Source organism: Rhizobium sp. SAFR-030, assembly GCF_059415005.1.
In genome coordinates this window covers 78,040-104,698 of the sequence record NZ_JBPFDO010000004.1, presented here as the reverse complement: position 1 = coordinate 104,698, position 26,659 = coordinate 78,040, and the positions used below count along the sequence as shown (strand labels likewise).

General features: G+C 63.4%; 29 protein-coding genes. 13 read left to right on the top strand and 16 right to left on the bottom strand.

The window, feature by feature from the left end; genetic code table 11:
* Window positions 1-213: 213 nt before the first annotated feature.
* The 5 genes from ACR65N_RS13400 to ACR65N_RS13380 form a co-directional block, all read right to left on the bottom strand.
* Window positions 214-1,629, bottom strand: coding sequence for an FAD-binding oxidoreductase (locus ACR65N_RS13400; protein WP_440457429.1), 1,416 nt, complete (start codon window positions 1,627-1,629; stop codon window positions 214-216).
* A 1-nt stretch (window position 1,630) separates the two neighbouring features.
* Window positions 1,631-2,938 carry a cytosine deaminase gene (locus tag ACR65N_RS13395; RefSeq protein WP_440457428.1) on the bottom strand — a complete coding sequence of 436 codons (1,308 nt, stop codon included), beginning with the start codon at window positions 2,936-2,938 and terminating at the stop codon, window positions 1,631-1,633.
* A complete protein-coding gene (locus ACR65N_RS13390) occupies window positions 2,938-3,768 on the bottom strand; it encodes an ABC transporter permease (protein WP_440457427.1) in 831 nt (276 codons plus the stop codon). Before ACR65N_RS13390 ends, ACR65N_RS13395 begins: the two co-directional genes overlap by 1 nt.
* A complete protein-coding gene (locus tag ACR65N_RS13385; RefSeq protein ID WP_440457426.1) occupies window positions 3,768-4,610 on the bottom strand; it encodes an ABC transporter ATP-binding protein in 843 nt (280 codons plus the stop codon). Before ACR65N_RS13385 ends, ACR65N_RS13390 begins: the two co-directional genes overlap by 1 nt.
* 238 nt (window positions 4,611-4,848) lie before the next feature.
* Window positions 4,849-5,823 (bottom strand): ABC transporter substrate-binding protein, encoded by a 975-nt coding sequence (locus ACR65N_RS13380; RefSeq protein WP_440457762.1) that lies wholly within the window; start codon window positions 5,821-5,823, stop codon window positions 4,849-4,851.
* Window positions 5,824-6,045: 222 nt separating this feature from the next.
* On the opposite strand from ACR65N_RS13380, the gene ACR65N_RS13375 reads away from it, so the two are divergent.
* Entirely contained in the window at window positions 6,046-7,008 is a 963-nt protein-coding gene (locus tag ACR65N_RS13375; protein ID WP_440457425.1) for a LysR family transcriptional regulator, read from the top strand.
* 23 nt (window positions 7,009-7,031) lie between these two features.
* Window positions 7,032-7,292 carry a hypothetical protein gene (locus ACR65N_RS13370; RefSeq protein WP_440457424.1) on the top strand — a complete coding sequence of 87 codons (261 nt, stop codon included), beginning with the start codon at window positions 7,032-7,034 and terminating at the stop codon, window positions 7,290-7,292.
* Window positions 7,293-7,298: 6 nt separating this feature from the next.
* Here the strand turns inward: ACR65N_RS13370 and ACR65N_RS13365 are convergent, their stop codons facing one another.
* Both ACR65N_RS13365 and ACR65N_RS13360 read right to left on the bottom strand, forming a co-directional pair.
* On the bottom strand, window positions 7,299-8,087 hold the full coding sequence (locus ACR65N_RS13365) for a creatininase family protein (RefSeq protein WP_440457423.1): 789 nt from the start codon (window positions 8,085-8,087) through the stop codon (window positions 7,299-7,301).
* Window positions 8,088-8,182: 95 nt separating this feature from the next.
* Window positions 8,183-9,067 (bottom strand): DMT family transporter, encoded by an 885-nt coding sequence (locus ACR65N_RS13360; RefSeq protein ID WP_430304401.1) that lies wholly within the window; start codon window positions 9,065-9,067, stop codon window positions 8,183-8,185.
* 196 nt (window positions 9,068-9,263) lie between these two features.
* On the opposite strand from ACR65N_RS13360, the gene ACR65N_RS13355 reads away from it, so the two are divergent.
* A complete protein-coding gene (locus tag ACR65N_RS13355) occupies window positions 9,264-10,562 on the top strand; it encodes an adenylosuccinate synthase (protein WP_430304400.1) in 1,299 nt (432 codons plus the stop codon).
* Between the two features lie 60 nt (window positions 10,563-10,622).
* Complete coding sequence (locus ACR65N_RS13350; protein ID WP_440457422.1) at window positions 10,623-13,211, top strand: hypothetical protein; 2,589 nt, start codon at window positions 10,623-10,625, stop codon at window positions 13,209-13,211.
* A gap of 194 nt (window positions 13,212-13,405) precedes the next feature.
* On the opposite strand, the gene rpoH is transcribed toward ACR65N_RS13350, so the two are convergent.
* Window positions 13,406-14,314: an RNA polymerase sigma factor RpoH gene (gene rpoH, locus ACR65N_RS13345; protein WP_440457421.1), complete on the bottom strand. Its 909-nt coding sequence runs from the start codon at window positions 14,312-14,314 to the stop codon at window positions 13,406-13,408.
* A gap of 299 nt (window positions 14,315-14,613) precedes the next feature.
* Window positions 14,614-15,654: an RluA family pseudouridine synthase gene (locus ACR65N_RS13340; RefSeq protein ID WP_430304397.1), complete on the bottom strand. Its 1,041-nt coding sequence runs from the start codon at window positions 15,652-15,654 to the stop codon at window positions 14,614-14,616.
* Window positions 15,655-15,694: 40 nt separating this feature from the next.
* On the opposite strand from ACR65N_RS13340, the gene ACR65N_RS13335 reads away from it, so the two are divergent.
* Both ACR65N_RS13335 and ACR65N_RS13330 read left to right on the top strand, forming a co-directional pair.
* Window positions 15,695-16,090: a hypothetical protein gene (locus tag ACR65N_RS13335; protein WP_440457420.1), complete on the top strand. Its 396-nt coding sequence runs from the start codon at window positions 15,695-15,697 to the stop codon at window positions 16,088-16,090.
* Window positions 16,091-16,092: 2 nt separating this feature from the next.
* Entirely contained in the window at window positions 16,093-16,929 is an 837-nt protein-coding gene (locus tag ACR65N_RS13330) for a TrmH family RNA methyltransferase (RefSeq protein ID WP_440457419.1), read from the top strand.
* A gap of 3 nt (window positions 16,930-16,932) precedes the next feature.
* Here the strand turns inward: ACR65N_RS13330 and ACR65N_RS13325 are convergent, their stop codons facing one another.
* Together ACR65N_RS13325 and ACR65N_RS13320 are read right to left on the bottom strand one after the other, a co-directional pair.
* Window positions 16,933-18,075 (bottom strand): coiled-coil domain-containing protein, encoded by a 1,143-nt coding sequence (locus tag ACR65N_RS13325; RefSeq protein ID WP_440457418.1) that lies wholly within the window; start codon window positions 18,073-18,075, stop codon window positions 16,933-16,935.
* 100 nt (window positions 18,076-18,175) lie between these two features.
* The gene (locus tag ACR65N_RS13320) at window positions 18,176-18,766 is read right to left on the bottom strand and encodes a DUF1134 domain-containing protein (protein ID WP_440457417.1); all 591 of its coding nucleotides are present in this window, start codon (window positions 18,764-18,766) and stop codon (window positions 18,176-18,178) included.
* A 196-nt stretch (window positions 18,767-18,962) separates the two neighbouring features.
* On the opposite strand from ACR65N_RS13320, the gene chpT reads away from it, so the two are divergent.
* Together chpT and ACR65N_RS13310 are read left to right on the top strand one after the other, a co-directional pair.
* A complete protein-coding gene (gene chpT / locus ACR65N_RS13315) occupies window positions 18,963-19,610 on the top strand; it encodes a histidine phosphotransferase ChpT (protein WP_440457416.1) in 648 nt (215 codons plus the stop codon).
* Between the two features lie 96 nt (window positions 19,611-19,706).
* On the top strand, window positions 19,707-20,069 hold the full coding sequence (locus ACR65N_RS13310) for a response regulator (RefSeq protein WP_430304391.1): 363 nt from the start codon (window positions 19,707-19,709) through the stop codon (window positions 20,067-20,069).
* 181 nt (window positions 20,070-20,250) lie between these two features.
* On the opposite strand, the gene ctrA is transcribed toward ACR65N_RS13310, so the two are convergent.
* On the bottom strand, window positions 20,251-20,952 hold the full coding sequence (gene ctrA, locus ACR65N_RS13305; RefSeq protein WP_430304389.1) for a response regulator transcription factor CtrA: 702 nt from the start codon (window positions 20,950-20,952) through the stop codon (window positions 20,251-20,253).
* A 437-nt stretch (window positions 20,953-21,389) separates the two neighbouring features.
* Here ctrA and ACR65N_RS13300 point away from each other — a divergent pair, with 437 nt between their 5' ends.
* Entirely contained in the window at window positions 21,390-21,740 is a 351-nt protein-coding gene (locus tag ACR65N_RS13300) for a flagellar export protein FliJ (protein WP_430304388.1), read from the top strand.
* Between the two features lie 198 nt (window positions 21,741-21,938).
* Here ACR65N_RS13300 and ACR65N_RS13295 read toward each other — a convergent pair whose 3' ends face one another.
* Complete coding sequence (locus ACR65N_RS13295; protein ID WP_440457415.1) at window positions 21,939-22,247, bottom strand: winged helix-turn-helix transcriptional regulator; 309 nt, start codon at window positions 22,245-22,247, stop codon at window positions 21,939-21,941.
* Window positions 22,248-22,416: 169 nt separating this feature from the next.
* On the opposite strand from ACR65N_RS13295, the gene ACR65N_RS13290 reads away from it, so the two are divergent.
* Together ACR65N_RS13290 and ACR65N_RS13285 are read left to right on the top strand one after the other, a co-directional pair.
* Complete coding sequence (locus tag ACR65N_RS13290) at window positions 22,417-22,584, top strand: hypothetical protein (RefSeq protein WP_440457414.1); 168 nt, start codon at window positions 22,417-22,419, stop codon at window positions 22,582-22,584.
* On the top strand, window positions 22,554-22,832 hold the full coding sequence (locus ACR65N_RS13285) for a hypothetical protein (RefSeq protein ID WP_440457413.1): 279 nt from the start codon (window positions 22,554-22,556) through the stop codon (window positions 22,830-22,832). The genes ACR65N_RS13290 and ACR65N_RS13285 overlap by 31 nt, the downstream gene beginning before the upstream one ends.
* A 23-nt stretch (window positions 22,833-22,855) precedes the next feature.
* On the opposite strand, the gene ACR65N_RS13280 is transcribed toward ACR65N_RS13285, so the two are convergent.
* Window positions 22,856-23,137, bottom strand: a complete 282-nt coding sequence (locus ACR65N_RS13280) for a GNAT family N-acetyltransferase (RefSeq protein ID WP_440457412.1) — start codon at window positions 23,135-23,137, stop codon at window positions 22,856-22,858.
* Window positions 23,138-23,218: 81 nt separating this feature from the next.
* On the opposite strand from ACR65N_RS13280, the gene ACR65N_RS13275 reads away from it, so the two are divergent.
* Window positions 23,219-23,683, top strand: a complete 465-nt coding sequence (locus tag ACR65N_RS13275) for a paraquat-inducible protein A (RefSeq protein ID WP_440457411.1) — start codon at window positions 23,219-23,221, stop codon at window positions 23,681-23,683.
* A 69-nt stretch (window positions 23,684-23,752) separates the two neighbouring features.
* Here the strand turns inward: ACR65N_RS13275 and sciP are convergent, their stop codons facing one another.
* Window positions 23,753-24,028: a CtrA inhibitor SciP gene (gene sciP / locus ACR65N_RS13270; RefSeq protein WP_018327815.1), complete on the bottom strand. Its 276-nt coding sequence runs from the start codon at window positions 24,026-24,028 to the stop codon at window positions 23,753-23,755.
* A 225-nt stretch (window positions 24,029-24,253) separates the two neighbouring features.
* Window positions 24,254-25,285: a DUF2793 domain-containing protein gene (locus ACR65N_RS13265; RefSeq protein WP_440457410.1), complete on the bottom strand. Its 1,032-nt coding sequence runs from the start codon at window positions 25,283-25,285 to the stop codon at window positions 24,254-24,256.
* Between the two features lie 471 nt (window positions 25,286-25,756).
* On the opposite strand from ACR65N_RS13265, the gene ACR65N_RS13260 reads away from it, so the two are divergent.
* The gene (locus tag ACR65N_RS13260; RefSeq protein WP_430304380.1) at window positions 25,757-26,659 is read left to right on the top strand and encodes a branched-chain amino acid ABC transporter permease; all 903 of its coding nucleotides are present in this window, start codon (window positions 25,757-25,759) and stop codon (window positions 26,657-26,659) included.

Genomic DNA, 26,659 nt, shown 5'->3' with positions numbered 1-26,659 from the left:
TAATGCTGCCATGCCGTGTCGGGCATGAGCCGGTTTCAAGCGCCCGGCCGAGACTACCTTCGGCATAAATGTGCTGGCGGTGGTCGGTTCTCCAGGTCCTGTTATTGCCCCCCTCCGTCATCCTCGGGCTTGTTCCGAGGATCTGCTGCCGTCGCATCCGCGGCAGTGTTGGCGGGTGGTCGGGACTGGCCCGACCATGACGAACGCTCAAAGCTACTCCCCCGCCTCGGCAAACGCCTGAAGGCCGGGGAAGAGGTAGTTCTGGCCCGCCTTGAAATCAAAGCTCGGGTCGTCCCAGGCGATCATCTTGCCGGGGTTCAGCAACCCTTGCGGATCCGTCTCGCGCTTGAACGCCAGTTGCACCTCGTCGGTCTGCTTCATGCCGCCTTCCTCCAGAGTGTAGCGGTGCGGGTTGAACACGGGGCAGCCGTTGTCCTCGTGGATGCGGATGATCTCCTCCAGCCGTTCGCGCGTGGTGTAGCGCACCAGCGGCAGGCCGGAGCACTGCATGCGGCCATCGAACTTGATGAATTCCAGATGGCCCGGCACCTCGTCGCCAAAGATCTCCACCATCCTGGCGACCTTCGCCACGTGGTCCGGGCTCGGATACTGCACCTGCAGATAGGTGAACGAGGGATCTACCTTCAGGGCGCGCAGTGTCGTGTGATTCCACCCGAGCTCATAGGCGTGCGGGATGCCCTTCATGCTTTCGACCGTGTCGGAGCGGAAGAGGATCTCGCCCTTCATCCGCTGGGTCAGCGCGAGGAAGGGTTCCAGCGAATGCGGCGCCACCATCACCACGACGATCGACTGGTCGCGGTGGCGGATAAACGGCTTGTGGCGCGGGAAGAAATCATACGGGATGGGAGCCGCGATCGGCGCGACTTCCTTCAGGAGGATGCCGTTCTTGTGGGCGAGCGCATCGCCAAGGCGCACGGCATCCATGAAGTCGTCATAGCCGACCAGCACGTCCACCCAGTCGTAGGCGGGCGCCAGCGGCATTTCCACCTCGGTGATGATGCCGTTGGTGCCATAGGCATGCGTGACTTTCTGCAGGTCCCAGGCGGTGAGGTCGAGCACGCGCGGCTCGGCTTCCATAGTGACGACGCGCAGGCGCAGGATGTTGCCGAGGTCGCGCAAGCCGCCCCAATGCACCGAGCCGACGCCGCCCGAGCCGCCGGCGATGAAGCCGCCGATGGTGGCGGTCTGGGCGGTCGACGGATGAAAGCGCAGTTCCTGGCCGGAATGTGCCTTCGTCTGGCGGTCGAGTTCGGCGATCACGATGCCCGGCTCGCAGATCACCCGGCCGGGATGGATGGATTTCACCTGGTTCATGTTGATGAGGTTGAGGACGATGCCGCCGGACAGCGGCATGGCCTGGCCGTAATTGCCAGTGCCGGCGCCGCGCGGGGTGACCGGAACGCCGTGGGCAAAGGCCACCTTCAGGGTACGGACGACCTCTTCCTCGGTTTTCGGCGAGACCACCAGATCGGCCGTCACGTGGTCGAGTTCAGCCTTCAGGATCGGCGAATACCAGTAGAAGTCGCGGCTCTTCTGGCGCACCAGCGCTGGATTGTCTTCGACCGCGATGCCTTCGAGGTCTCTCTTGATCTGTGCGTAATCGGCCATCTTATCTGTCCAGAACCGGGTCAAGGTCACGATAATCCGGCAGGCGACGGTCGATGCCCATGCCATTCCGCACCACGATGCGGTCAGCCTGCGGACGGGAAAGAAATTCGCTCCAGCGCCGTGCCGAAAACAGCACGAGGTCGGCGGGAAGGCCGGGCTTGATGCGGCCAATATCGGGACGCCCGAGAATATCGGCGGGGGTCGCCGTCACCACGCGGGCGGCCTCGTCCAGTGGGTGGTCGAGGTGCAGGATGCGCACCGCCTCGCGAAACACTTCCACCGGATCGAGATCGCCATAGGCGTAGAACGGGTCGCGGGTGTTGTCGGAGGAGACGGCGGTCGGAACGCCGGCGGCGGCCAATTCGTGGAACAGCGTCACGCCGCGCCAGCGCGGGGTACGCCCCGCGTGGCGGTCCTGCAGGTACATGTTGCACATCGGCAGCGAGACGACCGAGATCCCGGCTTCCGCCACCAGATCGATGGTGCGCCTGGCGAGTTCCTCGTCCTGGCGCGCGAGCGAACAGCAATGGCCGACGGTGACGGCGCCCTGAAAGCCGAGCCGCAGCTTTGTCTCGGCGATCGTCTTCAGCGTCAGGACCTCTCTGTCCTCCGTTTCGTCGACATGCAGGTCGACATCGAGGCCGTTGTCGCTAGCGGCGCGAAACAGCGTCTCGAGGATCTTTTCGAAGTCCGGTAGGATCCGCGTCGCGCCGCCCAGCAATCCGCCATGCTTCCTGGTGACGGCAACGATATCGCCAAACACGTTCGCGTCGAGAACCTGCTCCAGCGGCAGGAGAGCCACCGCCTGCAGGTCAATCCTGTCCTTCCACGCTTCACGGAGTTCGGCGAACACCTCAAACGAGATGCGGTGTTGCGGCGGAATGCTGTCGAGATGGGTGCGGATCAGCTTCGTGCCGTGCGCGTAGGCGGTCTTCAGCGAGAACTCCATGCGGGCACGTACATCGTCGGCAGACCAGTTTGCAGCGCGGTCGGCGCTGACGTTTTCAAGCGCTCCCATGAACGAGCCGTCCGGATTGCGGCGGCGCTCCCAGATGTGCCCCTTGTCGAGATGCGTGTGCATGTCGACAAAGCAGGGCCAGACCATGCCTTCGCGCAGGTCGGCGCGGGGCAGGGCGGCAGGTGCGGTGCCCGGCGGCAGAATACTCTCGATCTTGCCGTCGGCGATGACGAGGTCGGTGCACAGCAGCCCTTCGCTGGCCGCAGCCGAATAGCCTTCGACGGTGATTGCCGGCAGCGTTGCATTGGCCAGCACATAATGCGGTGCGTTCGGAAGCTCGACGAAGCTCATCAGTTCTCTCTCCGGATGCTGCTTTCGTGCCAGCGGTGCAGGCCGAGCCAGGCGATGAAGGAGGTGATCGCGAAGATCACCACGCCGAGCAGCGACAGCAGGATGAGCGCCGCAAACAGGCGGGGAATGTTGAGCCGGTACTGGGCCTCGAGCAGGCGGAAGGCGAGGCCGGAACCGGCACCGGCGGAGCCGGCGGCGAATTCGGCGACGACCGCTGCAATCAGCGACAGGCCGCCGCCGATCCTCAGGCCGGTCATGAAATAGGGGAGCGAAGCGGGCAGCTTCAGGTAGAGCAGCGTCTGCCAGCGCGAGGCGCCGTAGAGATCAAAGAGGTTGAGCAGATTGTGATCGACGCTCTTCAGCCCCTGCACCATGTTCGAGAGGATGGGAAAGAAGGCAACGAGGAAGGCACAGATCAGCAGCGCTACCTGCGTCGTCGGCGCGTAGATGAGGATCAGCGGCGCGATGGCTACGATCGGCGTCACCTGCAGGATAACGGCGATCGGGTAGAAGGCCGTCTCGATCCACTTCGACTGAACGAGAAAGACGGCGATGCCGACGCCGCCGACAAGTGCCAGGCCGAGTGCGGCGAGGGTGATCTTGGTGGTCACCCACAGCGCCGGCGCCAGCGTTCCCCAGTCCTTGACCAGCGCGACGGCGACGGCCGGCGGACCCGGCAGAATGTACTGCGGCACGCCGGTCAGCGTCACCAACACCTGCCACAGCAGCACCAGCGCCAGCACCACCAGCAACGGGATGGCAATGCGCAGCGCCGTATCGCGGTGGCGGACAAGGAAAGCCTTGGTGGGCGGCGTTTCGGCAAAGCTCATCAGTGCACCTCCATACCATCGGCGAGGGGAGAACCGATGGCCTCCATCAGGCTCTGCGAGACTTTTTCGCAGGTGGCGCGGTATTCCTCCGAGGTCCGGTAGTGGGGGCCACGCTTAAGGCTGGTCTCGATCGGGAAATCGGCATGCACCCGGCCCGGCCGGGCCTTCATCACCACGATTCGGTTGGAGAGATAGGCGCTCTCGAACACCGAATGTGTGACGAAGATCACGGTGATGCCGGTGTCGCGCCACAGCCGCAGCACGTCGTCGTTCAGCTTCTGGCGGGTGATCTCGTCGAGGGCGGCGAAAGGTTCATCCATCAGCAGCAGTTTCGGCTTCGTCACCAGCGCACGGGCAATCGACACACGCATCTTCATGCCGCCCGACAGCTCACGTGGATAGGCATCGGCAAAGTCCTTGAGGCCGACCATGTCGAGACAGGCAAGGATTTCATCCTTCGCCGCGGCCTTCGACATCCCGCGCAGGCGAAGCGGCAGGTAGACATTGCCGAACACCGTCTGCCACGGCATCAGCGTCGGTTCCTGGAAGACGAACGAGATGTCGCCCTCCGGAAGGCCCTTCGAGTTGATCCGCGAGCTTGGCCAGTCAATGGTGCCGGCGGTGACGTCGCCGAGGCCCGCAATGATCCGCAGTGCCGTCGACTTGCCGCAGCCGGAAGGTCCGAGCAGGCTGACAAACTCGCCGCTCTCGACCGTCAGCGACATGTCCGACAGCGCCAGCGTGCCGCTGGAAAACTGCTTGGTGACCGACTGCATGACCACCAGCGGGCGCTTTCGGGAGGTGCTGGGCGGTGTGGTGGTGATGGTGTCGGTGACGATCATTGCGGGCCTTGTCAGTCTGGCATGTCGTGGTTCAGTCGGCTGAAGGACGGCGGGGAGGGAGAAGTCCCCCTCTGGCCTGCCGGCCATCTCCCCCACAAGGGGGGAGAAAACCTGCGGCTGACGTCACATAAATTCACGCTGCGATCGTCCGGGTCTAGCCCTCCCCCTTGTGGGGAGGGTTGGGAGGGGTTCTCTCGCCCCAGGTTCAGGAGCCTTGTGGCGACGGTCTCCGTTCTGGCTACTTCTTCAGGTTCATCCCGACGCCCTTGCAGACGAACTTGGTCGAATACGCCTTCTTGTAGTCGAGGTCGGCTGGCTCGACGCCGATCTTCACCATCTCGTCGAAGAAGGTCTTGTAGCGGGCGTCGGTGATGCAGCCGATGCCCTTGTCCATCGCATCGCCGGATTCGATGATGCCGTATTCCTTCATCTTGGCGATCGAGAAGGCGATCTGACCATCCGTCATTTCCGGATTGTCCTTCTTGATCAGGTCGTTGGCTGCCTTGTTGTCGCCGTAGAGATAGCTGTACCAGCCCTCGATCGTCGCATCGACAAAGCGCTGAACCACGTCCGGCTTGCTGTCGAGCATGGTCTGCGTCGTGGTGATCATCGTCGAGTAGGGATTATAGCCGGCATCGGCCAGCAGGAAGACCTTGGGCGCCCAGCCGGCCTGCTTCTCGATTTCGTAGGGTTCGGAGGTCAGGTAGCCCTGCTGCGCCGACTTCTTGTCGGCGATGAACGGTGCCGGGTTGAAGGTGTAGGGCTTGTACTGCTCTTCCTTGAAATCCGGGAAATTCTTCTTCATCCACTCGAAGTAGGTGACGTAGCCTTCCTTGCCCATGAAGATGGTGTCGAGCTTGGCGAGGTCCGCGAATTTGTCGACGCCGGCATCCGGATGGGCGAGCAGCACCTGCGGGTCCTTCTGGAAGATCGATGCGACCGAGACCAGCGGGATGCCCTGCTTCACCGCATCCATGTCGCCGAGCGGCCCGCCCATGTAGAAGTCCACCTTGCCAGCGATCAGCAGCGACCGGTTGGCGGCATTCGGGCCACCCTGGATGATCGTCACCTTCAGGCCGTGCTTTTCATAGGTGCCGTCGGCTACGGCCTGGTAGAAGCCGCCATGTTCGGCCTGCGCCAGCCAGTTGGTGCCGTAGGACACCTCGTCGAGCGCCCAAGCCGTGCCCGTGCCGGCGCTGAGCCCGAGCGCCATGAGCGCTCCGCAGGCGATAGAATTCCTCAGTGCATTCATCCGTCCGTTCCCTTCGTCGCTGTCCCCGGACACCTCTCTCGGATGTCTTTCGATCATTTCAGCCATTGCAATCGGGCTTTGAAAAGCATCAAAATTCGCACGTAACGATGCCTTTCCGGCATCACCTGACGTCAGGATGCACAAAGTGTGCGTCATGATCAAAACTTAAGCAATGGGTGGCCGATGCTGCATTCCCGCAAACTGCAATACATCGACGAGATCGCCCGCTCGGGGTCGATCCGCAAGGCGGCCGCCAAGCTCAACGTCGCCTCGTCGGCGATCAACCGGCAGATCCTGGCGCTGGAGGAAGAGCTCGGCGTGCCTATCTTCGAACGCTTGCCGCGCGGGCTGCGGCTGACCGCCGCCGGCGAGCTGTGCATCGAGCATGTGCGTGACGTCCTGAAGTCCTATGACAGGCTGGAGACGCGGGTGCGCAGCCTAAAGACGCCGCAGGCGGGGCGGGTGTCGATGGTCTCGACCGTTGGGCTCGCGGCAGGGCCGCTACCGGAAATCGTCGCCCGCTTCGTCGAGCGGCATCCGCGCATCTGCATCCAGCTGGGGATCGACGGCGCGACGACGACCATCAATCCGGTGATGTCCGGCGAGGCGGATCTCGGCGTCGGCTTCAACATTCCCGCGACGCCCGGGCTTCGGACGCTCGCCACCTTCGATATCCCGATCGGCGTCGTGCTGCCGCCGGATCATCCGCTGGCAGCCGAGCTCGGGCCGATCGACCTCAAGAAGGTGGTGCAGGAGCCGCTCGTGCTGGCGCAATCCGGGATGAGCCTCAGGACGATGATCGACCTCATCCTTGCGCCGCTTGCCGTGTCCGTCGAACCGGTGGTCGAGACCGGCGCGCCGGAGACGCTGCGGCATCTGGTAAAGCGCGGCACCGGGCTGACATTCCTCAATCCGCTCGACGTGGTTGCCGACTGCCGCCGTGGTGAGCTGGTGTTCCGGCCGCTGGCCGATCCCTACCGCCGTCATCAGCCGATGAAGCTGTTTGCCCGGGCGCGGGCGACGCTCGATACGGCGACCAGCCTGTTCGTCGAGTTCCTGCTGACGGAACTCGAGGAACTGGTCGCCGAACTGGAGGAGAAGGGTCATGTGCCGCCGCAGCGGATGACCAGCGATGTCAGATCATGAGGTGGGCCTCGACGCTCGCCCTGATGGTCGTTGCCGGTGCAGGGCCTGCTCTGTCGGCAGATGTTCCCCGCGACATCGCGGCTTTCGTCGCTGACCGGCAGCAGTGCGATCATTTTCGAAGCGAGGAGCCGTATGACGCGGCGCGGCGCCAGGAGATCGCCGCTGCTCTGGACCGCTTCTGCAGGGGTACCGATGCCCGACTTGCGGACCTCAGAAAGACGTATCGCAAGGCTCCGGCGGCGATCCGCAGGATGCTGAGCGGTTTCGAATACCCGATCGAATGAACCGGTCTATCCCGCGTAGAGCTCGGACAGCGGGAACGCTGCAAGGTCGCGCAGCATCTGGATGAAATTGCCCACCTGATGGGTGCAGATGGCCGCACCCTTTTCCGCGGTGCCGGCCGATGCATCGCCGACCACGCCGTTCGGGTTGAGGTCGTGGGCAAGCCATGCCAGCACATGCGGCGGTGTCGGCTGCAGATAGCGGGAACGGCTTTCAGCCTTGGAGACGAAGTTCTGCGCATTCTCCATACGCACAAGGTCCGGTCGGAAATGCAGCATCAGCGAGGTTTCGACCTCGCCGCCATGAATACCGTAGGCTTGCTCGCGGGCGCTGATCATGCCTTCGGGATGGCCGAACCGTCCCCACTGAGTGGCGACCACCGCCATCTGGAAACGGACGCGCATCTCGCGAGCGACGATGTTCATGATGTCGAGATTGCCGCCATGCGAGTTGACGATGACCAGCTTGCGCAGGCCGGCTTCCGCGACCTTGCCGCCGATCGCCGTCCAGGCGGGAATGAGGATTTCCGGTCCGAAAGACAGAGTGCCCGGGCCATGGACATGCTCGTTCGCCTTGCCGATCTCCTGCGTCGGCAGCACGAGGATGTCGAGATCGTCCGGCCGCTGGCGCTTCAGTTCCGTGAGCATGCCGTTGGCGATTGCGACGTCGGTCGCGATCGGCAGGTGCGGACCGTGCTGCTCGGTGGAAGCGATCGGCAGGATGGCGATCGTCGTATCGGGCGACAGGCCGGCGAAATCGAGCGTGTTGAGTTCGTTCCAGTAAAACGGCTTGGCCATTGTTCGTCCCTCTGCAGTCTTCCTTTGGTTAGGAGATCGGCGAGGGACCGAAAAGCGCCAAATTCCGCGCGGCTCGCTGCTTTTTTGGCAACAGTCTATGCCGCCGGCTTCCACCGTTCGGCAATCGCGATGCCGCCGAGCGCCAGGACCAGTGCTATGATGTTGAAGGCGTATAGCTGCTCGCCGATGATCAGCACCGACAGCAGTGTCCCGAACACCGGGATAAGGTTGATGAACAGGCCGGCGCGATTGGCGCCGATGTGGACGATGCCCTGGATGTAAAGCACCTGGGCGATCAGCGAGGCGAAGATCGCAGTGTAGAGCGCCGCTCCCCAGCCGGCCGCATCGGGCCAGACGGCGGCGCCGCTCTGCATTTCCCAGACCACCAGCGGCAGCGTGCAGAGAAGCGCCACCAGCGACGGGATTGCCATCAGCGTGCGCCAGTCAATCGGTGGACGCCAGCGCAGCGCGATCGTATAGGCGGCATAGGCGAGGACTGCGATCAGCATCAGCCCGTCGCCGAAATTGACCGACAGGGAGAGCAGCGTCCGCAGGTCGCCATGCGATGCGGTAAGAGCGACGCCGACCAGCGTCAGCGAGAACCCGAGCACCTGGGCTGCCGAGATGCGGATGCGGAAGAGCAGCAGGTTGGCGAGGAAGATCAGGAACGGGATGCCGGCCTGCTCGATCGTCACGTTGATCGCCGTCGTATAGTGGACGGCCGAATACAGCAGCACGTTGAACAGCGTATAGCCGACGGCGCCGAGGAAGATCAGCACCGGCAGGTGCTTCTTCGCCACCGGCCAGTCGCGCCTGACCTGCGGCAGCGAGACCGCGAAGATGATGGCGCAGGCGAAGATCCACCGCCACATGGTCAGCATCATCGGGCTGACATGGCCGACAGCGAGCTTGCCGACGACGGCATTGCCGCCCCAGCACAATGTCGCGATGATCAGGAAGAAATAGGCTCGAAGATGCAAGAGGTTCCTCCCGGCGGCGATCGGCGGGGCGGGCCTGCCGGTGTCGTTGCGCGGCAATAGCCGCTTGCACTGCATCCTGTCACGCAAAAACCGGCAAAAAGCTCATAGACGGGTCGCTTTCCCGTAAATGACACAGTATAGATGCGCCGGTTTGAGCGGGTGTTGAGGCCCCGCAGTACAGCAGGAAAGCTTCGAAATGACCAATGTCGTGGTAATCGGTTCGCAATGGGGTGACGAGGGCAAGGGCAAGATTGTCGACTGGCTCTCGGAACGCGCCGACATCGTCGTGCGCTTCCAGGGCGGCCATAATGCCGGCCATACCCTGGTCATCGACGGCGTGAGCTACAAGCTCTCGCTGCTGCCGTCGGGCGTCGTGCGACAGGGCAAGATGGGCGTCATCGGCAACGGCGTGGTCGTCGACCCGCATGCGCTGATCGCCGAGATCGGTCGGCTCGCGGACCAGGGCGTCACCGTCACGCCGGAGAACCTGCGGATTGCCGAGAACGCCACGCTGATCCTGTCGCTGCACCGCGAACTGGACGGCATGCGCGAAGACGCTGCCTCCAACAGCGGCACCAAGATCGGCACCACCCGCCGCGGCATCGGCCCGGCCTATGAGGACAAGGTCGGCCGTCGGGCGATCCGCGTCATGGATCTGGCCGATCTCGATGCCCTGGAGGGCAAGGTCGAGCGGATCCTCACGCATCATAACGCCCTGCGCCGCGGTTTCGGCGCGGTCGAAGTCGAGCACAAGACGATCATGGAGGAACTCACCTCCGTGGCCGATCGCGTGCTGCCGTTCATGGAATCGGTCTGGCGGATGCTCGACAAGGAGCGCCGCAAGGGTTCGCGCATCCTGTTCGAAGGTGCGCAGGGTTCGCTGCTCGACATCGACCACGGCACCTATCCGTTCGTCACCTCGTCGAACACGGTGGCCGGTCAGGCTGCTGCCGGCTCCGGCATGGGCCCGGGATCGCTCGGCTACATCCTCGGAATCACCAAGGCCTACACGACCCGCGTCGGCGAAGGCCCGTTCCCAACCGAACTGACGGACGAGATCGGCCAGTTCCTCGGCGAGCGCGGCCATGAATTCGGCACAGTTACCGGGCGTAAGCGCCGTTGCGGCTGGTTCGACGCGGCACTGGTGCGCCAGTCGGTCGCCACCAACGGCATTACCGGCATCGCGCTCACCAAGCTCGACGTGCTGGACGGTCTGGAGGAACTGAAGATCTGCGTCGGCTACAAACTGGACGGCCAGGAAATCGATTATCTGCCGGCCGCCCAGGCGGCGCAGGCTCGCGTCGAGCCGATCTACGTGACTTTGGAAGGCTGGAAGGAATCGACGGTCGGTGCCCGCAAGTGGGCGGATCTGCCGGCTCAGGCCATCAAATACGTCCGTCAGGTCGAAGAACTGATCGGTGCGCCGGTGGCGTTGCTTTCGACCAGTCCCGAGCGCGACGACACGATACTTGTGACGGACCCGTTTGAAGACTAAAGTCTAACGCTATCTACCTTTTCACTCGGCGAGATGGCCGGTGATCAAGAGAAAGTATCAATGGCTGATTTTGTAGCGGTTATTCGCCGGGCTGTGGACGGGCTGGCGAGCAATACTCCCGAGATGCGTGTCCGGGTTTACGAGAAGGCTCGCGGCGCCGTGCAACGGCAGCTGGAGAACATGAAGCCGCGTCCATCCGACGACATGCTGCGCCGCCAGCTCGAAAAGCTGGACGCTGCAATCGCCGAAGTCGAAGCAGAACATGCCGAAGCCCTGCCGCCGCTCGATGAAGCGGCTGCAGTTCCCGTGGCGGATGTCTATGCCGCCCCGCAAGAACCGCCAGCCGCGGCGCCGCCGGAATATCGCGCCGCGGAAGAGCCGGTCGAAGAACAGCCGCTGGACGAGCCTGTCCAGCCGGCCGCAGCCGAGCCCCTTCTGGAACGCTACGATGCTGCCGCGGAGGCAGGCGAGGTTGAACCTCAGGCCGACCCCCAGTCCGATTTCTACGAGACCGCCCCGGCGCCAGCCGAGGACTATCCTGCCTACGAGGCTGCACCGGAACCCGTCGCTGCCGAAGAGCCCGTTTATCATGAGCCGGCCGAGGAGCCGGAGACGATGCGCGGCGAAGAGCCTCTGCCGATCGGCGAGGATCCGTGGCAGCCACAGGCGCCCGAGCCGGCCTTCGCCGACGCACCGCACACCGATGGGTCGCCGGCGGAAGACGTCTCCGTGTTTGCAGAGCCGGGCGGTTACGAACCTGCCAGCGACGCATCGCAGTCGGATCTGACGGCCGATATCGACACACGTCGTTCGACATCCACCTACGGTGCACCCGCCTGGCCGGATGCGCCGTCGACCACGCCGGTGATGGCCGGCGATCCCTTCGCCGAAGATGACGGACGTCTCGATGACGAACCGGTCGCCGCGAATGGGCAGGGCGCCGACGACTGGTACATGCCGTCGGCCGATGTCGATCACCGCGGTCTTGATCAGCCGCACAACGATTCCGTTCCGGCCGCGGACGCTACCGCCGACGACTGGACGCTGACGAATGACCAGTACGGCGCGCCGGAAACCCGCTCGTCGAGCGACGAAGCATTTTTCGACGACCGCCTCGGCGGCCAGGACCGGGCGTCCCTCGACAGTGGTTCGAGCGCAGAACTGGTGTCCGCACATTTCGACGAAGAGCAGCATGCGGCTGCCAACGCCAAGATGCCGCCGGTATCCGATCTCCCCGATTTCGGCGTCGAGCCGTCGGTGGCGCCGGTTGCGGCGGCCGTCGGTGCGGGCGCCTACGCGCGTTCAGCGTCGCCCGAAGACGACCTGCTCGCCGATTACCTGCAGGCACCGCAGCCGACCGCAAAGATCGCGCCAACTCCTGCCGCGGCCGACGATCCGTGGAACGACCTTGAAGAACTGATCGGCTACGACCGCAATGCGGCGGCTGCCGGCGTTGTCGGTGCAAACGGCGGACACGGGGCGCCGGCTTCGGCCGTCGACGCACAGGCCGACAAGGAAGAGCTCGATGCGCTGATGGCGGCGCCGACCGCTGCCCGCGCCTACCGCGTGACGCCGAAACCGAAGCGCAACTATGCCGCTATCCTGCTGGCGATCGTCGGCCTGCTGCTGCTGGCCGGCGGCGGCTACGCGATCTGGATGAACCGCGACGCGCTGGACCAGGTGGTCGGCGAAGTCACCGGACCGTCCGGCACCGAAACCGCGACGGCACCGGCATCGAATACCGCAGCGCCGGCAACCACGACGACCACCCCGAACACGACCCAGCCGGCAGCACAGCCGCCGGCGACCACACCGGCGCAGACGGCCCCGGCTGCAGGCGCTGCCCCGGCCGCTGCTGCGGCGACGACGAAGTTCACCCAGCGGCTGCTGTCGAACGGCACGGAAGTCGACGACGGCGCAGGTGGTCCTTCCGCCGGTGCGCCCGGCCAGTCGGTTGCCCAGCTGAACGCACCTCCGGCCGATGGTGCTGCTGCACCTGCCGCAGGTCCGGTCACGGCTCCGGCCGCGGCTGCGACGGATGCGGCTCCACAGCAGGTTCCGTCCGCCAACCCCGCCGATGCGGCGGCTGTCACCGGCGAAAAGATCTTCCTCTACGAAGAGCGCATCGGCCAGTCTTCGCCGACCGCCGTCGAGGGTAGCGTCTCTTGGTCGCTGCAGAAGGAGAATGGCGAGAACGGCCGCCCCGAATCGTCCGTACAGGGCCGGATCAGCATTCCCGGTCGCGGCATGACGGCGCTGGTTACCTTCAAGCGCAACACCGACGGTTCGCTGCCGGCGAGCCATCTGGTAGAGTTCGTCTTCTCGCTGCCGAAGGATTTCGAAGGCGGCGCGATCGACAGTGTCCAGCGGATCTCGATGAAGCAGACCGAGCAGGATCGCGGCGACGCATTGATCGCGGTGCCCGCCAAGATCACGCCGGACTTCCACATGATCGCGCTCAACGACTTCCCAGATGCGCGGGCGCGCAACCTGGAACTGCTGAGGACGCGCAACTGGATCGACGTGCCGCTGATCTACAACACCGGCCGCCGGGCGCTGCTGACGCTGCAGAAGGGGCCGGAAGGCACGACCGCCTTCGAAGAGGCGACCCGCGAATGGCAGGCGCTGTCGCCGCCGCAGGGCCAATAAGCCAGGCCCGCTTGCAGATCGACCAACACCAAAAATCCGCCGGAGTGTCTCCGGCGGATTTTTTTCGTTTAGGCTCTGAGCAGCGACACTGCGCAGTCAGCTGGGGGACAGGTGGCGGGCCACGAAAAAGCCCGGCTGCGGGCCGGGCTCGATCTTCCTGTCGGTGAGCGATGAAGCTCGGTCGCAGTTGCGCGTCAGGCGTCGACGTCGACGACGCGCAGTGCTTTCGCCTGCGCCAGGGCTTCCTTCTGGACGGCCTCCTGGACCTTTTCGAAGGCGCGCACCTCGATCTGGCGGACGCGCTCGCGGCTGATGTCGAATTCCGACGACAGCTCTTCCAATGTCACCGGGTCTTCCGACAGGCGACGGGCCTGAAAGATGCGGCGTTCGCGCTCGTTCAGCACGCCCAGCGCCTTGTCCAGCATCCGGCGACGGGTATCCATCTCGTCCTGCTGGATCAGCACGGCTTCCTGGCTTTCGTTCTCGTCGACGAGCCAATCCTGCCACTGGCCGGCTTCGCCTTCGGCAGCCCGGATCGGCGCGTTCAGCGATGCGTCGCCGGAGAGGCGACGGTTCATCGATACGACCTCCTCCTCGGACACCTTCAGGGTGGTCGCGATCTCGGTCACCTGGTCGGGCTTCAGGTCGCCTTCCTCGATTGCCTGGATGCGGCCCTTCAGCCGGCGCAGGTTGAAGAACAGGCGCTTCTGGTTGGCGGTGGTGCCCATCTTGACGAGCGACCACGAGCGCAGGATGTACTCCTGTATGGAGGCCTTGATCCACCACATGGCGTAGGTCGCCAGACGGAAGCCGCGTTCCGGATCGAACTTCTTGACTGCCTGCATCAGGCCGACATTGCCTTCGGACACCACTTCGCCGATCGGCAGGCCGTAGCCGCGATAGCCCATGGCAATCTTCGCCACGAGGCGCAAATGGCTGGTGACCAGTTGATGCGCGGCGGCGCGATCCCCATGTTCGGAATAACGCTTGGCCAGCATGTATTCCTGCTGCGGCTCCAGCATCGGAAACTTGCGGATCTCGTCGAGATAACGGTTGAGGCCGGCCTCGCCGGCGGTGATGGATGGAAGCGTATTGCGGGCCATGAAGCACCCCCTTCTGATCGTGTTCCGGCTCCCGAAGGTTACCCCTTGAGGCGAGCCGGGCGGCGCGGTTCTTCCCTCGACCCCGCACCAAGCCAAATGACAGATAAGATCGGCACGCGGGCGATTCAAGCGACAGAGCCGCTCACGTCCTCGTTATGTCATTACGTTGTCGCAACGTCTTGGATCATCCGACTGATCCCGGTTTGCGACGTTCATGATGGTCAAACTCGCAAACCTGGCAGTGGTTTCCGACAAAACGCGAGGGGAAGGCGCGACGGACTGCGGATCGTCCGTTCCGATCAGTCAGTGGCCGGGCTGGCGCGCATGGCGTCCAGGAGCTTCTGGAAGTCGTCGGGCACGGGTGCCTCGAACGACATCACTTCGCCGGTGCGCGGATGTTCGAAGGCCAGCAGGTAGGCGTGCAGCGCCTGCCTGCGAAAGCGGTCGACGACCTTCTTCGCCGCGTCCGGCAGACGGTTGGCCTTGGTCTTGAAGGCAGCCCCATATTCCGGGTCGCCGATCAGCGGGTGGCCGATATGCGCCATGTGCACACGGATCTGGTGCGTCCGGCCGGTTTCCAGCCGGCATTCCACCAGGCAGGCGAGGGCGGTCGAGTCAGGCTGTTCCTGGAAGCGCTCGACGACCTCGTAATGGGTGACCGCCTCGCGTGCATCGTCGCTTTCCTCGCGCTTCACCGCGCGCTTCGTGCGGTCCGAGCCGGAGCGGCCGAGCGGCGCATCGATCGTGCCGCGCAACTGGCGCGGCCGGCCCCAGACCATCGCCACATACGCGCGTTCCAGTTCGCCGGTGCGGCCATGGTCGGCAAACTGGGCAGCGAGATGCCGGTGGGCGATATCGTTCTTGGCGACGACCATGACGCCGCTGGTTTCCTTGTCGAGGCGATGGACGATGCCCGGCCGCTTGACCCCGCCGATGCCCGACAGGCTGTCGCCGCAATGGTGGATGAGGGCGTTGACCAGTGTCCCGGTCCAGTTGCCGGCAGCCGGATGGACGACCAGTCCGGCGGGCTTGCTGACGACGATCAGGTCATCATCCTCGTAAAGCACGACGAGCGGGATATCCTCGCCCTTGGGTTCGGGATCCTCCGGCTCGGGCAGGTTGAGCTCGACCATGTCGCCGACGGTGATCTTCTTCTTCGGCTCGGTGCAGATCGTGCCGTTCAGGGTAACGGCACCCTGTTCGATCAGCGCCTTCATCCGGCTGCGGGAGAACTCGCCGCCCATCTGCGCGGTGATCCAGGCATCCAGCCGGCCTTCTGCGTCGTCGCCGGCGGTCAGGACTTTCCTTGACAGCACTCCTTCGTTAAAGGGGTCGTTCATTCCGTTTTCCAGTCACAATGAGAGCAAGGACGCCTGCCCGATGGCCAACCTCGAACCCGAGCTTAAGGACGACGAGCCGCTCGATCCGGTGATGGAGAACGTCCGTCGCAAGATGGTGCGCCTGCAACTCGTGTCCGGCGGCATCATGTTCGTCAGCCTTATGGCGGTGTTGATCGCCGTTGTCTACAAGGCAAAGAACTCCGGCGAGGCCGCCAACGCAGGCATTGTCGCGCCGCTAACGGCGGGTTTTGCGGTTCCCGCCGACCAGCCTTTGCGGACCACCGCGCAGCTGCCGACGGGCTTCGAAATCCTCTCTGTGTCGCAGTCCGGGGGCCAGCTTCTCTTCTACGGAACGCTGAACGGCGAGCGCAAGGCGCTGATCTTCGACCTCGGCGTCGGCCGCGTCATCGCCGACGTCAGCATCGCCGGCCGCTGAACATGGCGCCTGCCGCCCGCCAGACGATCCGCATCGACGATGCCGAGGATCCGCGCATCGCGGAATTCCGCAGCATCCGCGAGCGGGATCTCGTCGGCCGGCAGGCGAGCTTCATTGCCGAGGGCACGGTGGTGCTGCGGATGCTGGCCGCCGCGCATGCCGCGGGCCAGGCATTCCGGGCGGAAAAGATCCTGCTCTTGGAAAACCGGGTGGCGGGGCTGAGCGAACTGCTCGACACCTTCCCAGTCGATGTGCCGGTCTATGTCGCGGATGCCGCCGTCATCGATGCGATTGCCGGCTTTCACCTGCATCGCGGCGTGCTGGCGCTCGGCCGGCGTCTGGCCGACCCGATCGTGCCCGACCTGCTCGCATCCATGCCGAAGCCGTCCGTCGTCGCGGTCGCCTGCGGCATCTCCAACCACGACAATATCGGCGCGATCTTCCGCAATGCCGCAGCGTTCGGCGTTTCGGCCGTGCTCCTTGACGAGACCTGCTGCGATCCGCTTTACCGCAAGGCGTTGCGCGTCTCCGTTGGCTCGGTGCTCTCGGTCCCCTATGCGCGGGGCGGTACGGCGCTGCAACTGCTGACGGCCGTGGATGCGGCCGGCTTCTCGATCTGGGGCCTGTCGCCCCGCGGTGCGGTGGATATCCGCGAGGTTCCGCCGGCGCCGGGTATTGCGCTGGTCACCGGCACGGAAGGCGACGGCTTGCCGCAGGCGGTGCTGTCGCGCTTCGGCTCGGCGCGCATTCCACAGCGGCCGGGGCTCGACAGCCTCAATGCGGCGACGGCGACAGGCATCGCGCTCTACGAGATCGCCCGGCTGCAAGGCCTGATCTGAGGGTCAGGTTTCCCGATCGGCGGGCGACAGCGCGAGCATTGAACGGTGCGACCGGGCTGCAAGGCTTTCCCGCGCATTGTCGGTGCGCTCGGCATCATCGGCGGCAATCAGGGCGGGGATGGGCGATGCCTCGCCTTCGCGCGCGGCCGTCAGCGCCAACATGTCGGCGGCGATGGCGGCAAGCTCGCGTCGCATGGCATCCTGGGCCTTCTTCGATTTCGACTTCGGCAGCTGCGCCACGAGGGCAGCGCTACGGTTGCGAATGTCGTCGGCGAAACGGTCGAGATCGACCACCGTCGCATCCGCATCTGCTGAACCGGCCAGCGCGATGGGGCTGAGATCGGCGGACGGAAGCGATGCAGCTGCGTCAGCGGTGGTCTTCCCCGCCTTGCCCTGGCGCAAGCGCTCTATCTCCTGCACGCGACGCTCGACGGTCGTCTGCAGGTCGGCCTTCTCTGCAATCTCCCGCGAAATCTTGTCTTCGAGCCGCAGCGTGCGGCGTTCCTCTTCCTGCAGCCGGGTCTCGGCATCCTTGGCACGAGCCGTCAGAAGCTTCACGTCGGTGCGCAGGGTGTCGCGCTCCTCGCGAAGGTTGGCGGCGCGGAAGCGCAGGTTCTCCAGTTCGGTGTCGCGGGTCGACAGGTCGATCTGCGCATTGTCGAGGTCACCCGCCGAGCGCGCGATCCGCCGCTTCAGAGCGTCGATCTCCTCGTCCTTGGCAAGCAGGGTGTTCTCGACCAGCTGCAGCGATTCCTTCAGTTGCTGGATGAAGCCTTCCTCGCGGCGCAGGCGCGCGCGCAGATCGGCGGCCTCGATGCTCATGTCGCTCACCTGCATCTGCAGTTCGTGCTGGCTTGCGTGCAGCGCCGCCGTTTCCTCCGACAGCTTGTCGTGGCGCAGCTGCAGGTCGATTGCCCGGTCGCGCTCCTGGAGCAGCTCCTGCTTGGTGCGGGCGTTTTCGGCCGCATAGACGGCGCGTGCCATGTCGCGCTGGGCCCGAACTTCGGCGGGGCTGATCGGCATCGTCGCCTTCAGCCGGTTCTCCGTGTAGCGAACCACGCGGCGATGGATCGCCGGCGCGAGGATCATTGCCAGGAGCGTTGCGCTGAGGAAGCCCAGGCCGAACAGAAGCGCGAATTGGATCACGGGAAAGCCATCGATGAGTGTCTGTTGCTGTTGGAGCTAGCTGTCGAAGGCTCTAGAGCATCGCGTGCCGGGCGGCAACAAGAACACCGCCCGCGCCGTGTCAGAAGGGGTTCCAGGTCGGCTGCTGGGTGAACTTCAGATAGCCGACATTGACGCCGAGGCGGGCGCCGAGACCGGTGCGGATCGGTGCGATGACGACCTGCTGGTTGGTGAGCGCGGTCATGCCGACGCCGGCGACCACGAAGGCCGACCCGCTGACGCCGCCGTAGCGGGCATAGAGGCTCGGAACTGCCGGCAGGTTGTAGACGAGCATCATGGTGCGCGCGCCCTGGCCGCCATAGTCGAGGCCGAGCGACGGACCCTGCCAGAAGACCGGATGCTGTCCGGCGTTCTTGGTGTAGAGCTCGCCCTCGCCATAGGTCAGGCCGGCAATGAAGGCTCCGGATCCTTCCTGGCCGAGAATGTAGCCGTTCGGCAGGCCGTACTGCTGGAAAGCCTTCTCGACGACCTTGGCAAGACCGCCGGTGGTCGAACCGAAGAATCCATGGCCGGCATCGATGATTTCCTGGAACGTGTACTGTTCGCTGGACGCCTGCTGCGCCATCGCCGGAGCTGCAAGGGGAGCAGCCAACGCGGCGAACAAGGATAGGGCGACAAGCCTGGCCGCGGCGGAAAGTCTATCGAAGCGCATTGGCCTCTCCGTTTTTTCTAAATAGCATGTCATTAGTCACGGGCTGTGCCATCTTGCGTTTATCCTGTTAACAACCGGTTTACCAACAATGGTGTCATTATGGCGGCATCCGTCGAGTTGATCGACTGCCGTCAAGTCCACGCCCGCCTGGCCATCCGTTGGTCTGAGTGCCGGGCGCCACATTCAGGAAGAACCCATGTCGAAGAACCCGAACCTTACCCTCAGCGGTCCCGATCTTGCGGCACTTCTCTGCAGCCGAGTCTGCCATGACGTCATTTCTCCGGTCGGCGCGATCAACAACGGCCTCGAACTGCTCGACGAGGGCGGCACGGATGCCGACGCACTGGACCTGATCCGCACGTCTGCGCAGAATGCCTCGGTGCGCCTCAAGTTCGCCCGGCTGGCCTTCGGCGCCTCGGGCTCGGTTGGCGCGTCCATCGATACCGGCGAGGCGGAGAAGGCTGCCAAGGATTTCGCCATTGCCGAGAAGAAGACCGAGGTCAACTGGAGCGGACCGCGGGCGATCATCCCGAAGAACCGCGTCAAGCTGCTGCTCAACCTGTTCACCGTCGCCTACAGCTCGATCCCGCGCGGCGGCTCCGTCGACGTGCTGCTGGAAAATCCGGAGACCGAGGCGAAATTCACACTGACGACGCGTGGTCGCATGCTGCGCGTGCCGCCGAAGTTCGCCGAGATCTGCGCCGGAACGCTGGAAGAGGCGATCGATGCCCATTCGATCCAGCCTTACTACACGGTGCTGCTGGCCGCCGAGTGCGGCATGGAGCTGAAGCACGTCGTGTCCGACGACCGCATCGCCTTCATCGCCGAAGTGCCGGCCGCCTGACCAGAATCGCGGCGGTAACGCTTCCTTAGCGGGCCTTCTCTACCCTGCAGCGTGCTCCACCAGACGGAGCACGCCACCAGAGGCATTGGAGATCGCATGCGCCGCTTGATGATAGCCGACAGCTCCGACATCGTCCGGACGGTGGCAAAGCGCATTCTGACCGAACTGGGCTTCATGGTCGCGGAAGCTGCCGGGGCGGACGAGGCGCATGCCGGCTGCCAGGCGCAGATGCCCGACATCCTGATCGTCGACGCCAATCTCGACGGGGCGCTGGATCTCATCTCAGCCGTGCGGCAGATGCAGGAGGGCAGGGGCGTTCGGATCTACTACTGCGTCATCGAGTCCGATCTCAAGAAGATGATGCTCGGCAAGCGGGCCGGGGCCGATGATTTCCTGCTAAAGCCGTTCGACCGGAAAATCCTCTCGGCTGCCTTTGCGGGTATGACCGCGGCTGCCTGAACCGCCTCACGACACCATAGCATTCCATAACGACCTTAGCTGCAGTCCCGGCGTCGGGACGCTCTTGCGCTGGTGGCCGAGGTCAAAGGTGGGACGCAGCGTCTGACCGGTATCCAACAACGAAGAAAGCCCGGACGACAGCGCCCGGGCTTTGAAGGATGTTTGCGACGGAAGGGGAGGATCAGGCGGTCTCGGCGTATTCCTGATTGTCAGGTTCACGCAGCACGTAGCCGCGGCCCCACACCGTCTCGATGTAGTTTGCGCCGCCGGCGGCATTGGCCAGCTTCTTGCGCAGCTTACAGATGAAGACGTCGATGATCTTCAGTTCCGGTTCGTCCATCCCGCCGTAGAGGTGGTTGAGGAACATTTCCTTGGTGAGCGTCGTGCCCTTGCGCAGCGAGAGCAGCTCGAGCATCTGGTATTCCTTGCCCGTCAGGTGGACGCGCTGGCCGCCGACTTCGACGGTCTTGGCGTCGAGATTGACGATCAGTTCGCCGGTCGAGATGATCGACTGGGCATGGCCCTTCGAACGACGGACGATGGCATGGATACGTGCGACCAGTTCGTCCTTGTGGAACGGCTTGGTCATGTAGTCGTCGGCTCCGAAGCCGAGACCGCGAACCTTGTCCTCGATGCCGGCCATGCCGGAGAGGATGAGGATTGGCGTCTTGACCTTCGACAGCCGCAGCGTGCGCAGAACCTCGTAGCCGGACATGTCCGGCAGATTGAGATCCAGAAGGATGATGTCGTAGTCGTACAGCTTCCCGAGGTCGACGCCCTCTTCCCCGAGATCCGTGGTGTAGACGTTGAAGCTCTCGGACTTGAGCATCAGCTCGATGCTCTGGGCAGTCGCGCTGTCATCTTCGATGAGTAGAACCCGCATAATTTTCCCCTTTACCGCCGCGAAGGTATGGATTGCCCCCTACGCGAAACGGATCCAGACGTTGCCTGATTTGGAAGCTGACACCAATTGGTTAACAAACTCTGACTTGATTTGGCAAGCCGCAGGATTTCGTTAAACAAGCTTGGTAGTCACCTGATATTTCTTGGGAATCTGCCAGAGCCAATCTGAATCTTTTTGCGAAGGCTTTTCGCTAAGTGATTCATACGACAAGTCATTGTCGTCGGCCGAAATCGGCCATGGCATTTACGGACCCTTAAATGATCGTCCCTATCCTTAACGATGCCCGTAAATGAAAGGTTACCGCAGCGCCCAAATAATTAACGATGCGGCAATTTTTATGTCCGACCTGTTGCAGCTCGGACTCAGGGTAGAGTGTCTAAGGAGCCGGGGTCTCGCTATCCACGGGAGTATTGCGTATGAAGACGCGTGACAGCCTTGTGCGCCTGAAAGAATTTCAGGTGAACGAAAAACGCCGCCAGCTGCAGCAGTTGCAGCTCATGATGGCGGAGTTTGAACGTATGGCGAAAGAGCTGGAACACCAGATCTCGCTGGAAGAAAAGAAGTCGGGCATCTCCGATCCGAATCACTTCGCCTACCCGACCTTTGCCAAGGCTGCGCGCCAGCGCGCAGACAATCTGCAGGTGTCCATCCGCGAATTGCGGGTACAACAGGACAGCGCCGAACTGGCACTGGAAGAAGCCCAGGCAGAACATGCCAAGGCCACGGCCCTCGAGGAACGTAACGGAGATCTGCGCGCCCGCGCGTAACATCGTCCACCGTCCGACAGATCATCATACGCGGCCGCAACTTGACTTGCGTCCGCGTTTTTTTGCGCGGGGCTTCGAACGAATATCATGCGGTGTGATCGCCATTTCGCGATGCCCGACTGCATGTGCTTGCGCAGGTTCTCGTCCTTCAGCGACGATGAACGTCCGGTTGCCGCAACGGCGGGAAATTCGCCTCAGCTAGACCGCTTTGATCAATCGTCTCACCGGTGTCTGGCAGGCATCGTAATTTTTTCGCGCCTCACGGATCGCGAACCGATTTCGCACAGACCACAGCGCCAGATCTCTCACGACTACGAGGAGGTCGCGACCCAAAGGCGTCAGGTCGTAGCTGACCCGTGACGGAACCGCCGAAATCTCATGCCTTGTGATGAACCCGTCGCGCACGAGGGCCTTCAATGTTGAAGATAGGACCTTGGCAGAGACCGCCTCGACAAGACGTCTCAACTCGTTGAATTGCATTGGCCTGTCTGCCAGAGCGACAATCACGAGAACCGATCACTTGTCGCCGACCCGCGAGAGGATGCCCCCGACTTCGGCACAGTCACCTTCGACCATCAACTCGACGTAACTCGGTTTCAAAAAGGTAACTCCTTGCCAATCCGCGATGCTTCGTACTCACTGGTAACTCAAGGTAACCATGGAACGAGTAGAAGTCATGCCCATCGCCAGCAGCCTGATGTTTTCATTTGTCGCGATCATCACCGCAATCGGCGCACATCTGGCCGATTACAGCTCGACCCATCTGTTCACCCTGCGTGGCCAGGCCACGCCAAATATCATGCAGGCCATACGATGGCACTTTCAGCGCTTCTCGGAGTGCTGACGCTTTTCTTTGCATGGCGTCCGGGTGGCGATGTCCTCAGCAATCTCATTGCTGCCGCAGGCTTTGCTTCGATCTACTGGATCAGCCAAAGCCTGGCGATAGTGTATCCGAATACTCTTTTCTTCGACCCGGAATTCGATCTGCCGAAAAACTACATCCTCGGGCTGCCAGCCCAGGCGATGTTCCAGATCGTTTTCCTGTCCATAACTCTGGTCGCCTTCCTGTGGGGCTTGCGATCCGTTTTGTGAACAGGATGACTGGAGGTAGTGGCTCAGCTCTTGATCACGTCCTGCCATTCCGGATGGCGCTCCACCTGCGCCTTGAAGAACGGGCAGAGCGGAATGATCTTCCAGCCGCCGGTTCTTGCGGCACCGACCGCATGTTCGGCGAGAGCCTGGCCGACGCCCTTGCCGCGCAGCGCGTCGTCGACCTGCGTGTGATCGATGATGATCAGCTGCGGCGATGCCCGCGAGTAGGTCATCTCGCCGAAGTGACCGGCGAGTTCCGCCCGATACTTGCCGCCGCTCTTGCCGTCCTGCTCGTCAATCTGCATGGGATGATCCAATCTTCTGTGAGGTCATGCGATGATGTAGGACGATGGAATGTCGAAACCAGCCGGACGAAAGACGAAGTGATGGCGATACGGCGATGGCTGCTGATCGTTGCGGCGGCAATATCGCTGACACTCGGTCTGGCGCTGCCGATCATGCGGCTCGACCGTTTGTACTTCTTCAGCGAGACGCCGTCGATCTTCGGATTGCTTGGCGGACTGTGGTCGGCGGGTGAGTGGCCGCTTGCCATGCTGATCGGGCTGTTCTCGGTGATCTTCCCAATCACCAAGCTCGGGCTGATCGCCTGGCGCGAGACCGGGCGCCAAATGCCCGGCGGTCGGCTTGGCCGCGCCCTTCCGCATCTGTCGAAGTGGTCAATGATTGACGTGATGCTGGTTGCGATCGCGATCTTCGCGGCCAAGAGCAGTGGCCTGGCCTCCGCAATGGTACAGCCGGGCCTCTGGTTTTATGCAGCCTCCGCACTCATCGTGGGATGGCTTCTGCCGGCACCAAGTGCAGCCGGCAAGGATCCGGACAGCGGCGCGTAGGCCGAAAATCCCTTAGCCATCAATGACGAAGGGATGCTCCGCATACGGTTGCCGACCGGCCGACGTTCCTCAGTGGCGATACTGCTGGATACGCGTCGTCCGCAGACCAGCCAGGCCGTGATCGTTGATCGACGACTGCCAGGAGAGGAATTCTTCGACGGTAAGGGTATAACGCTCACAGGCTTCCTCGAGGCTCAGCAGGCCACCGCGCACCGCTGCAACCACTTCCGCCTTGCGGCGGATGACCCAACGGCGCGTATTGGCCGGCGGAAGATCCGCAATGGTCAAGGGGCTGCCATCGGGGCCGATGACATATTTTACTCGAGGACGTATCATTTCGGTCATTGGACTCTCTACACTACTCACGACCACGAGCTGACCGTAGCGCCGCAGCTTTAACAATTGACTAAATGGGAACACCGTTTTTTCCGAATCATCTCCGTGGTCAAACTTGCCGGCTTGGCATGTATTGGGAGACAGGCGCGCTTTGCTGCGGCTCATCAGTGATTGCTTGGCAAGCATAGGCTACCGGTCTTGCTTTCCGGCGCGACCGTAGTGACCGCCGATGCTTCAGAGACGGGCGATCGCAAGCTCGGTTCGGCCGGCACCTTCGTCGATCGTGGCGGTGCCGGTGTGCAGGAGGCTGAGGCTGTCGCCGCCGTTCAGCTGGTAGAGCCCGCATCCCGAAACTGTCAGCGGTGCCGCGGCAGGGGCCGAGAGGGTCATCAGCGTCGTGCTGCCGTTGCGGCGCAGATCCGTCGCGTGACCGGAAGAGGCGGTGGCGCTCACCATCAGCGAGACGAAGTAGAACCCATCCACGGGGATAGAGAGCGCCTGGCCGGTGCCGGCAAGCGTCGCGCCGAGCGATACGCCGCCCTGTTCGAAGGCGAGCGTCGCAAAGCCGGTCTCGCTGCCGGACGCCGGCGTCCAGCTGCCGCTTGCGCGGTGGGCGCGGGCGGCCGGCCGGTTCGGGAAGCTCGGCCGGCCGGCGCCATCCAGCGAAAGCCCCGTTGACCAGCTGCCGCCATCGCCGCTCACCTTGACGGAGAACAGGTCGTTGCCGGCGAGCCCCATTTCGGCACGCCCGGACCAGCCGGACTGGAAGAGCACCGAGGCCGTGTCGCCGGATGCCGCCTTGTTGATCTTCAACTGGTGGCCGGCGCCGGCATTGTTGAGAAGCGTAGCGGGCGAGGAGAGGGCGAGACGGTTCGTGTCGTCGGGTGTCGCGCCGATGCCGAGGCGCTGCGGCGTCAGGATGTCGGGAAGCGCCGGCCTCTGCCATGTTCCGCCCGCGAAGACCTTGATTGCGGCGGCATCCTTGAACCAGGCAAGATACCCGGTATGCGGCACGGCAAACAGCCAGGACGCGTCCTGCCAGATGGCGATCGATCCGGCGCGGCCGGCCCAGGCGCCCGACGGGCTGCCGGCAACCGAAAAACGCTGGCCTTCCTGCGGCAGCGACGGCGGTGCTGCACCTTCATATTCGACGACGAGCTGCACCAGCCGGTCGAGCAGCAGCAGCGCCTCGTTGTGCGTGACGTGCTTCTGTGCTTGCGAGGGAAGGATGTAGGGCAGGGCAAGGTTCGGCGTGGTGTCGGCCATCTGTCGCGGTCTCCAGTCGGTTTCCGTCATGGTAGCGACGACGTCGGCTGCGGGGATGCCAGGCCGGCGAAGTGGTTGATTGTGCTTTGCCGCCGGAGCCGATCATCCCCGTAAACAGCCTAATTCGGCTCGCGGCCTTCCAGAACCTGGAGCTTTTCTTCAGGCAAGGAGGTTGCTTGCCGCGGCTGCTGCCGTGCGTTCAAGTTGCAACGCCTGGAAATCAGGCGGTGGAGGCGCCTGTCACAGCGCCCAACAGCGACAGTTTTCGGCAGCCACTGCTGCTTTTTTCGCTTTTCTGGTACGCTTTTATACAAAGCCGGCCGAAGTTGGGGGTTGTCTCGGACGCTTCGTCTTTTTGACTTCACATTTCGATTGAAAGCGGTATGAATTTGCCAAAACCAAAGAACCCGTAAGGGCTACACATACAAGAGGCGCGGCGGTTCTCGACAGACCGCGTCCGGGGGAAAGTTTATGGAGTACTTCGTCCAGCAGCTCCTTAACGGGCTGACTCTTGGGTCGATCTATGGCCTCGTGGCGATCGGTTATACGATGGTCTACGGCATCATCGGCATGATCAACTTCGCTCACGGCGATATCTTCATGCTCGGCGGCTTTGCCGCTCTCATCGTCTTCCTCATCCTCACCACCTTCTTTGCCGGTCTGCCAATCGCCGTCCTGCTGATCGTGATGCTGCTCGTCGGCATGCTGATGACGGGACTGTGGAACTGGACGATCGAGCGCATCGCCTACCGGCCACTGCGCGGTTCGTTCCGGCTGGCGCCGCTGATCACCGCGATCGGCATGTCGATCGTCCTGTCGAACTTCATCCAGGTGACGCAGGGACCGCGCAACAAGCCGATCCCGCCGCTGGTGACCGACGTCTATCACTTCGGTGCCGTGACGGTATCGCTGAAGCAGATCATCATCGTGCTCGTCACGGCCGTGCTGCTCACCGCCTTCTGGTACATCGTCAACAAGACGCCGCTCGGCCGCGCCCAGCGTGCGACGGAGCAGGACCGCAAGATGGCGGCACTGCTTGGCGTCGACGTCGACCGGACGATCTCGATCACCTTCATCATGGGGGCGGCGCTGGCAGCCGTCGCCGGCACGATGTACCTTGTCTACTACGGCGTCGCCTCGTTCAACGACGGCTTCATCCCCGGCGTCAAGGCGTTCACCGCAGCTGTTCTCGGCGGCATCGGCTCGCTGCCCGGCGCCGTTCTCGGCGGCCTGCTGATCGGTCTCATCGAGTCGCTGTGGTCGGCTTACTTCTCCATCGCCTACAAGGATGTCGCGACCTTCGCGATCCTCGCCTTCGTGCTGATCTTCAAGCCGACGGGCATTCTGGGACGTCCGGAAGTGGAGAAGGTGTGA

What these genes read in the sequence shown, in the direction of transcription:
- ACR65N_RS13370 (WP_440457424.1), top strand. Translation starts at nt 7,032, where the DNA reads ATGGTCGTTGCCGGTGCAGGGCCTGCTCTGTCGGCAGATGTTCCCCGC.
- ACR65N_RS13265 (WP_440457410.1), bottom strand. Translation starts at nt 25,285, where the DNA reads ATGGCCGACACCACGCCGAACCTTGCCCTGCCCTACATCCTTCCCTCG.
- sciP (WP_018327815.1), bottom strand. Translation starts at nt 24,028, where the DNA reads ATGACCGAAATGATACGTCCTCGAGTAAAATATGTCATCGGCCCCGAT.
- ACR65N_RS13380 (WP_440457762.1), bottom strand. Translation starts at nt 5,823, where the DNA reads ATGGCGCTCGGGCTCAGCGCCGGCACGGGCACGGCTTGGGCGCTCGAC.
- ACR65N_RS13355 (WP_430304400.1), top strand. Translation starts at nt 9,264, where the DNA reads ATGACCAATGTCGTGGTAATCGGTTCGCAATGGGGTGACGAGGGCAAG.
- ACR65N_RS13290 (WP_440457414.1), top strand. Translation starts at nt 22,417, where the DNA reads ATGCCCATCGCCAGCAGCCTGATGTTTTCATTTGTCGCGATCATCACC.
- ACR65N_RS13340 (WP_430304397.1), bottom strand. Translation starts at nt 15,654, where the DNA reads ATGAACGACCCCTTTAACGAAGGAGTGCTGTCAAGGAAAGTCCTGACC.
- ACR65N_RS13260 (WP_430304380.1), top strand. Translation starts at nt 25,757, where the DNA reads ATGGAGTACTTCGTCCAGCAGCTCCTTAACGGGCTGACTCTTGGGTCG.
- ACR65N_RS13350 (WP_440457422.1), top strand. Translation starts at nt 10,623, where the DNA reads ATGGCTGATTTTGTAGCGGTTATTCGCCGGGCTGTGGACGGGCTGGCG.
- chpT (WP_440457416.1), top strand. Translation starts at nt 18,963, where the DNA reads ATGTCGAAGAACCCGAACCTTACCCTCAGCGGTCCCGATCTTGCGGCA.
- ACR65N_RS13375 (WP_440457425.1), top strand. Translation starts at nt 6,046, where the DNA reads ATGCTGCATTCCCGCAAACTGCAATACATCGACGAGATCGCCCGCTCG.
- ACR65N_RS13280 (WP_440457412.1), bottom strand. Translation starts at nt 23,137, where the DNA reads ATGCAGATTGACGAGCAGGACGGCAAGAGCGGCGGCAAGTATCGGGCG.
- ACR65N_RS13285 (WP_440457413.1), top strand. Translation starts at nt 22,554, where the DNA reads ATGGCACTTTCAGCGCTTCTCGGAGTGCTGACGCTTTTCTTTGCATGG.
- ACR65N_RS13385 (WP_440457426.1), bottom strand. Translation starts at nt 4,610, where the DNA reads ATGATCGTCACCGACACCATCACCACCACACCGCCCAGCACCTCCCGA.
- ACR65N_RS13335 (WP_440457420.1), top strand. Translation starts at nt 15,695, where the DNA reads ATGGCCAACCTCGAACCCGAGCTTAAGGACGACGAGCCGCTCGATCCG.
- ACR65N_RS13320 (WP_440457417.1), bottom strand. Translation starts at nt 18,766, where the DNA reads ATGCGCTTCGATAGACTTTCCGCCGCGGCCAGGCTTGTCGCCCTATCC.
- ACR65N_RS13390 (WP_440457427.1), bottom strand. Translation starts at nt 3,768, where the DNA reads ATGAGCTTTGCCGAAACGCCGCCCACCAAGGCTTTCCTTGTCCGCCAC.
- ctrA (WP_430304389.1), bottom strand. Translation starts at nt 20,952, where the DNA reads ATGCGGGTTCTACTCATCGAAGATGACAGCGCGACTGCCCAGAGCATC.
- ACR65N_RS13365 (WP_440457423.1), bottom strand. Translation starts at nt 8,087, where the DNA reads ATGGCCAAGCCGTTTTACTGGAACGAACTCAACACGCTCGATTTCGCC.
- ACR65N_RS13330 (WP_440457419.1), top strand. Translation starts at nt 16,093, where the DNA reads ATGGCGCCTGCCGCCCGCCAGACGATCCGCATCGACGATGCCGAGGAT.
- ACR65N_RS13310 (WP_430304391.1), top strand. Translation starts at nt 19,707, where the DNA reads ATGCGCCGCTTGATGATAGCCGACAGCTCCGACATCGTCCGGACGGTG.
- ACR65N_RS13395 (WP_440457428.1), bottom strand. Translation starts at nt 2,938, where the DNA reads ATGAGCTTCGTCGAGCTTCCGAACGCACCGCATTATGTGCTGGCCAAT.
- ACR65N_RS13400 (WP_440457429.1), bottom strand. Translation starts at nt 1,629, where the DNA reads ATGGCCGATTACGCACAGATCAAGAGAGACCTCGAAGGCATCGCGGTC.
- rpoH (WP_440457421.1), bottom strand. Translation starts at nt 14,314, where the DNA reads ATGGCCCGCAATACGCTTCCATCCATCACCGCCGGCGAGGCCGGCCTC.
- ACR65N_RS13300 (WP_430304388.1), top strand. Translation starts at nt 21,390, where the DNA reads ATGAAGACGCGTGACAGCCTTGTGCGCCTGAAAGAATTTCAGGTGAAC.
- ACR65N_RS13275 (WP_440457411.1), top strand. Translation starts at nt 23,219, where the DNA reads ATGGCGATACGGCGATGGCTGCTGATCGTTGCGGCGGCAATATCGCTG.